At 66.2% G+C, this 6,643-nt stretch carries 8 protein-coding genes; 3 read left to right on the top strand and 5 right to left on the bottom strand.

What is annotated here, in order from left to right; translation table 11 throughout:
• From R1101_RS0113330 to R1101_RS0113340, 3 genes are all read right to left on the bottom strand, one after another.
• Positions 1 to 777, bottom strand: a 777-nt coding sequence (locus tag R1101_RS0113330; protein WP_026003236.1) for an alpha/beta fold hydrolase, incomplete at its 3' end; no start/stop codon positions are given.
• Positions 778 to 999: 222 nt separating this feature from the next.
• Positions 1,000 to 1,467 (bottom strand): rhodanese-like domain-containing protein, encoded by a 468-nt coding sequence (locus tag R1101_RS0113335; protein ID WP_016933916.1) that lies wholly within the window; start codon positions 1,465 to 1,467, stop codon positions 1,000 to 1,002.
• The gene (locus R1101_RS0113340) at positions 1,464 to 2,135 is read right to left on the bottom strand and encodes a TetR/AcrR family transcriptional regulator (RefSeq protein ID WP_016933917.1); all 672 of its coding nucleotides are present in this window, start codon (positions 2,133 to 2,135) and stop codon (positions 1,464 to 1,466) included. Before R1101_RS0113340 ends, R1101_RS0113335 begins: the two co-directional genes overlap by 4 nt.
• A 222-nt stretch (positions 2,136 to 2,357) precedes the next feature.
• Between R1101_RS0113340 and R1101_RS0113345 the strand changes: the two genes are divergently transcribed.
• Positions 2,358 to 3,293, top strand: a complete 936-nt coding sequence (locus R1101_RS0113345; RefSeq protein WP_016933918.1) for a metal-dependent hydrolase — start codon at positions 2,358 to 2,360, stop codon at positions 3,291 to 3,293.
• The gene (locus tag R1101_RS0113350) at positions 3,293 to 4,468 is read left to right on the top strand and encodes a hypothetical protein (protein WP_016933919.1); all 1,176 of its coding nucleotides are present in this window, start codon (positions 3,293 to 3,295) and stop codon (positions 4,466 to 4,468) included. The genes R1101_RS0113345 and R1101_RS0113350 overlap by 1 nt, the downstream gene beginning before the upstream one ends.
• A gap of 58 nt (positions 4,469 to 4,526) precedes the next feature.
• On the opposite strand, the gene R1101_RS0113355 is transcribed toward R1101_RS0113350, so the two are convergent.
• Together R1101_RS0113355 and R1101_RS0113360 are read right to left on the bottom strand one after the other, a co-directional pair.
• Entirely contained in the window at positions 4,527 to 5,375 is an 849-nt protein-coding gene (locus R1101_RS0113355) for an oxygenase MpaB family protein (RefSeq protein WP_016933920.1), read from the bottom strand.
• 79 nt (positions 5,376 to 5,454) lie between these two features.
• Positions 5,455 to 6,204: a GntR family transcriptional regulator gene (locus R1101_RS0113360; RefSeq protein WP_016933921.1), complete on the bottom strand. Its 750-nt coding sequence runs from the start codon at positions 6,202 to 6,204 to the stop codon at positions 5,455 to 5,457.
• A 130-nt stretch (positions 6,205 to 6,334) separates the two neighbouring features.
• Here R1101_RS0113360 and R1101_RS0113365 point away from each other — a divergent pair.
• The coding region (locus R1101_RS0113365) for an aldehyde dehydrogenase family protein (RefSeq protein ID WP_026003235.1) at positions 6,335 to 6,643 on the top strand (309 nt) is incomplete at its 3' end.

Here is a 6,643-nt window from a genome sequence, read left to right on the forward strand (position 1 = left end):
CCAGTGACTCGTGCCGACAAGGGTTTCCCGTCGATACGGTCCGGTCACGTAGCGGGCCGTCGCCTCGACCCCGCCGGGTCCGATCGCCGAGTCCTTGTCGCTCCATACCATGAGCGTGGGCACGGTGACCTTCGCGAAAGACCATTTCGGATTCGACAGTGGCACAGCCCGATACCAGTTCACGCCGGCCCGCACCGCAGCCCGGTCCTTCAGACGCGCGACATCGCGGTCGGTCGCGGCGGACGGCTGGCCGGTACCGCTCAGCATCCGGCGCGCGACCGTTTCCCTGCCCAACAGGATCTCGGGGATCCAGGGCAGCTGGAAGACCAGCATGTACCACGAGCGGAGCAACTGCGGACCGGTGACGAACGAGCGCAGGAAGGCTGCCGGATGCGGAACGGACACCGCCGTCACGGTGCGGACGAGTTCGGGGCGGTGCGCGGCGAGCACCCAGGCGACGGCGGCTCCCCAGTCGTGCCCGACGACGTGCGCACGACCGCCCGGCACCGCTTCGACGAGCGCCACGACGTCGTCGACGAGCAGTTCGAGCAGGTAGTCGCGACGCCGGGATGGCCGCGCACCGGGCGAGTAGCCACGCTGGTCGGGTGCGAAGGTGCGATATCCCGCGGCGTGCAGGTGAGGCGCGACCGCGTCCCAGGAGCGGGAGTCCTGCGGGAATCCGTGAAGGAGAACGATGGGTTCCCCGTCGAGCGGTCCGTCGTCGCGGATGTCGAACCGGAGTCCGTCCCTCTCGACGGTGGTGATGCGCTCCTCCATCCGGGCCCCCTTGCAGTCGTGGCGATCGGCACCGACCGACATGTGTCTGCGAATCTACCCCCGGACAGGGGTTCGGCCCGGTGATTCGCTTGACGCGTTCTCCGGGCCGGATCTCTGCTTCACGAGCTTCTCTCTGTCGTCCGCGGACGTCTCATAAGCTCGATTCGCACCTTCGATGTTAGCTACGTCACAGTGCGAATGCAAGCTTTTTCGTGCTGCCGGTCAGGCCGGAGCGAGGGGATATCCCAGCGTCACCCAATCGTGCAGGCCCCCCCGGTAGTAGGCGAGCGCGGACGCGGGATATCCCGCCTCGATCAGCTTCCGGATCGCATCGGGCGACTGAGGACACTGGGGACCGTTGCAGAAGACGATCGTCGTCCGGGCGGTATCGAGCTCTCCCTTCCGCGCGACGATGTCGTCGTGCGGCATGTTCACGGCGCCGGGGAGAGTCACCCCGCTCCGGGAATCGGGCACACGCGTGTCGACGAGTACGGCACCCCGGCCGAGCAACTCGATCACCTCGAGCTCCCCGACGGTCGTCACGCCCGTCGCCACCTGCAGTGGCTGCACCTCGCCCCAGGTCGTCTCCACCACCATGCGGTCGGCTTCACCGTCCACCGGACGGGGAACGTTCTGCGGGTCGCCGTCGCGCGTACGATCGGCGCGCCTGATCTGCTCCTCGTTCGTCACGAACCGGACTCTACGGGAGAGTGGTCGCTCCTCGCGGCCCCCGGCGTCGGATCCTTCGGTCCCCACTCCCGCTGGGCGAGGATCGCCGTTCCCATCCAGCGGCGCAGATAGCGACGCAGGTCGTCGTCGGAGCGCGGCGGAGTTCCCGGCGAGACGAAGAACGACTGCATGGTGCGCAGCACGTACTCGACCAGCTCGGCGAGGGAGTCGTCGTCGTAGCCGTAGCTCTTCCAGTCCACATCGAAGCGCGTGATCATCGCCATGCCGAACATCCACGCCTCCTTCGAGGCCAACGCCTCGGGGTGCGGGTTCGAATAGGTGCTCGACAACAGGATGCCGAGATGCGGGGTGCGACGCACCTCCGCGAGTGTGTAGACCACACCCTCGGTCATGGCCTCGACCGGATCGTCGAGTCCCGCGACCTGCCGGGTGAGTCGTTCCAGAAATCCTTCGACCGAAGCGATGGCCGCCGCGCGCATCAGCGCGTCGGCGCTCGGGAAGTAGCGGTAGACCGTCTGACGGATCACCCCGAGGGACTGCGCGACGTCGGCGATGCTGATCTCCGCGCCGGTCCGGTCGATCAGGTCGACGGCGGCAGCGACGATCCGCTGCGACGCCTCGTCGTCGTCGGCGGGAGGACTCCCACCCCACCCACGTCTGCGTGCCACTTCGCGCTTCCTCGACCCGTCGCCTGGAGAAGACCCGACGGTAACACGCTCGACCTCTGCGGAGGTGGTCCGAAACGGTCCTCCTCGAGCGAATGGGACACCTATCATACAGATTGCGCCAATCGTGTATGTTCACGCCGACCGGGACCTCCCGGCTCTTCCGGGATCCTCCCCAACGGTGTCCCCAACCAGTCCGGTGTCGACGAGACGAGGTACCGCCCCATGACGAACCTGCAGGTCCGCAAGATGCGTTTCGCATTCGCGGATTACGACGTGCCGTTCCTGTGGAACGAGGAGAATCCCGCTTTCTCGAGCATGGCCAACGCCGTCTCGTTCCTCGCGATCGGCTTCGAGAAGATGATCGTGAACATGATCCGCGAGATCACTCCGCGCATCACCGATCCCGGCGTCCGCAAAGAGGCCGACGCCTTCATGTACCAGGAGGGCCAGCATTCGACCGCTCACCGGCAGCACGTGAAGGGCCTGATCAAGAGTTATCCCGGCCTGCAGGAGACCCTCGACGACGTCATCGGCGCCTTCGACACGCTCACCGCCGAGACCTCCGCCGAATACCGGCTCGCGTACACCGCCGACCTCGAGGCGACCTTCACGCCCGTCTTCAAGCTCATGCTCGACAACGACGCAGCGCTCTTCCGCCCCGGCGACGATCGGGTTGCCTCGTTGTTCATCTGGCATTTCGTCGAGGAGATCGAACACCGCAGTTCGGCGCTCGTCATCTTCGACGCGGTGGTCGGCAGCGATCTGTACCGCATGCGGCAGGCACCGTCGGTGTTCAAGCACGTGCTCGACGTCATCGCCATCGCGTGCGAAGGTTTCAACAAGCACGTGCCCCTGCAGGAACGGAAGATCGACGCGATGTCGATGTTCGCCTCGTACCGCCGTAAGCAGAACCTGCGACGGAGGTTGCCGTTCCTGCAGTACGAGGATCACGGCCCCATGCCGCGCGCCTTCGACGTCCTGCCGCTCGGCGAACAACTCGTCTCGCTGATGGGCATCATCCGCAGCCAGATGCCCAAACACAATCCCGACCACGAGAAGCTGCCGGCCCTCGCCGACGTATGGTTCCGGCGATTCGACGAAGGTTACGACGTCTCGCACTGGTACACGGCGGAAACCGCCGGCGGAAGGAACGATTGATGTCCGACCTGTGCTCGCCCACCTTCGAGGACCTTTCGGCCCGCCTCGGATTCTCGTGCGACGAAGCCGGTGGGATCTTCGAACTGCGCAGTCCGTTCGCGTCGGAGAACTGGACGCTGCCCGTCCTCGAGGCGACCATCGTGCTCGGCGCCGTGCTGATGCTGGTGTACGCGATCGTCCGGCTGCGGCGCACCGGCGACGCCACGAACCTCGTCGTCTGGCTCGGCACGCTCGCGTTCCTGTTCATCATCGAACCACTGCTGTACTTCCCCGACGTATTCGGCGTCGAGGAGTACCTCGATACGATGTTCGCGCACAACGTGTTCACCGTCGAGTTCCTGTGGGGGCGCCTGCCGCTCTACATCATCGCCATCTATCCGATGATGGCGACGATCGCGTTCGAGATCGTCCGCATGCTCGGGGTGTTCCGGCAGTACGGCACCTTCGTCGGGGCGGTCTGTGTGGGTTTCGTCCACCACGCCTTCTACGAGATCTTCGATCATCTCGGTCCGCAGTTGCGGTGGTGGGAGTGGTCGCTCGACAATCCGATCAACCAGCCCTTCTTCGACTCGGTGCCCCTCCCGAGCGTGGTGGTCTTCGCCGCCCTGTGGCCGATGTCCCTCGCGTTCTGCGCGCAGTTCTTCGTCGGCCGGCACATCGACGCCGGTCGCACCTTCGGTGGACTCGAACTGACCTGGCGCACGATCACTGTCGGACTTGTCGCGTCCGTGGGCGTCGTGATCCTCCCGGCACCGGCGACCGTGATCGGCATGGGCAGCACGACGGTGCGGGCGACGATCTACGCCGCCGAACTCGCGATCCTGTCGATCGTGGCGATCTACGTGCTCTCGCGCCAATGGTCCCGGCTGCGGAGCACACCCGCCGATCGGCCCTGTTCGAACGACCTCGTCCGCTGGTACGCCGTCGCGTATCTCGCCGTGATGGCCGTGCTGTGGATCGGCGCGCTGCCCGACTGGTTCTCGGCCGTCGACGGGGTAACCGAGGCGGGCGACCCGATCGGCAGCCTGGGGTACACCGCGGCGTGCTTCGTCGTCGCAATAGCCTGTGTCGCTGCGACTTTCACCGTTCCGCGGAAAGCCGATGCAGGCTCGGACGAGATCGCGTCGAAGACGCTCGCTGCCGCACTCGACGGCACCCGCCCGCCCGAGGCCTGAGCCGCCCGGCAGCCGCACCGTATCGATCCTCGCGAACTCGATGCGCTGTGGGAGCCTGTCAGATGACGTGTCCGTGCGCCTTCATCCGGCGGCGCATGTCGTGCAGGTAACAGGTGGCCGAGAGCTGACGGATCGGCTCGGGCACCGCACGATAGATGGGCGGGACCACCTTCCAGAACAGATCGAACCGACGCTGGTCGCGCGGACTCCACGGCAGTGCGAACTCGTCGCGCATGCGTTGCGGGAGCAGCCCGATCGTCATGAAGCGCTGCAGCGGCATGAGCGCGCGGACGGGAAGCGGGGCGTCGCCACCGGTGAGCAGATTACGGGTGAACGAACGCACCTCCACGTCCACCTCGAAGGTCGCGATCATCTCGTCCCAGTACTTGTCGAACTCCTTCCGCGTCTTCGGCCACATGTCGTCCTCGACCTGCAGGGCAGTGCCGTAGACCGCGGACTGGCGGTAGATGCGTTCGATGTCGGCCTCGGCGAGAGGGCCGAACATCCGCTGGTACATATCGACGCCGTTGCGGTACAGGGTTGCGGCGACCCACAACTGGAGTTCGGGATCGAAGGCGTTGTAGGTCTCCGAACGCACCGGGACGTGCGCCTTGTTGACCATCCGCACGATCTGCTTCTTCTCCTCGGGAGTCCCGAGGGTGACCGCGTAGACGTAGGTCATCGTGGTGCGCAGCCGGTCGAGAGGCCGCTGCAGGGTGCTGCTGTGGTCGGCGACGCCGTGCCCGACTCCGCGCGATGCCAACTGCAGGAGGACCGTCGCGCCGGCCCCGAGCAGGAGCATCGACTCACCGACGAAGTCGGCCAGATCGACGGCGCCGGCCGAGAGCGGCGCAGGGGCCGTCACGGATTCTTCGGCGGGGACGCGCTCGTCGGCGTGGGTCGTCATCGGAGGTCTCCTGATGATGAAAGTACGAGTGCGGCACCGTCATACGGTTGTGCGCATCCGTACCCGGAGGGGCGGATGCCTATCCGGAAGGCGAATCGACCCCTGCTCGTTCGCGGTGCGCGACCAGACGCGCGGCCGCATCCTCGAACTGCACGAGCGTCTGTGTGATCACCTCGCTGTGGTCCTGCGCGGTGATCGCCTCGATCAACGTGATGTGCGATCGGACGGCAAGCCTCCCCCACTCGGCGTCACGGGCGTAGAGACGGTACGGAATGGTGCGAGCGGCGGCGTTGAGGAACCACGCGAGCTTCGGGCTGTCGGCGATGCGGTTGAGTTCCCGATGGAAGTCGAACTCCGCGTCGGCGATCCGTTCGATGTCGGGTGTCACCCCGTCCGGAAGGACGACGAGCATGCGCAGGCGCTCGTTCAGCTCGGTCAGACGTTCGAGATCGGCCGGCGTGGCGCGGTCGACCGCGCGGAGGGCGAGCTCGACGGCGATCTGCCCCTGCAGCCAGAAGATGTCGTCGATGTCGCCGCGGGTGAGCGGCGAGACCCGGTATCCGCGATTCGGGGCGGACTCGACCATCCCCTCACCCCGCAGCGTCAGCAACGCCTCCCGCACGGGAGTGACGCTGACGCCCAGTTCGACGGCGGTCTCGTCGAGCCGGATGAAATCGCCCGGGCGCAGGACGCCCGACATGATCGATCCGCGGAGGTGGCCGGCCACCTCGTCGGAAAGTTGCGGACGGCGCCGCACGCGCCCCTCCGAACGTCGGGATGCCGCAGCGTGATCCGTCTCGATCCCGGGGCTGCGTGTCGGTGCCGCCATCGTGTCTCCTGTAGGAATCCGGACAACTGCGCACGGGGGTTGTCCAATCGGCCCGCGAACGCTTAGTGTGATGTCCACTACAGTTATCACATCAAATATATGTGATGTGGTCCACCAGGAAGTGTCGAATATGACCCAGAACCTCACCGATCCGAAGAGGGCCGTGGCCACCTCGGACTCGGCATCCACGACGGCGAACACCGACACCTTCGCGAGCCTCGATCCCCGGAACGGCGAGGTGATCGCCGAGTACCCGATCGCCGACGAAGCCGCCGTGGGTGCGGCCGTCGAACGCGCCCGTGTCGCCGCCCGCTGGTGGGAGGCGCAGGACTTCCGCGGCCGTCGCGACTGGCTCCTCGAGTTCAAGAAGGCCATCGCGTCCGATGCATCCTCGCTCGCATCGGCGGTGTCGAAGGAGACCGGCAAGCCCTTCGGCGAT

The sequence above is a fragment of the Rhodococcus sp. R1101 genome (genome assembly GCF_000278445.1).
GTDB classification, from domain to species: domain Bacteria; phylum Actinomycetota; class Actinomycetes; order Mycobacteriales; family Mycobacteriaceae; genus Rhodococcus; species Rhodococcus gordoniae.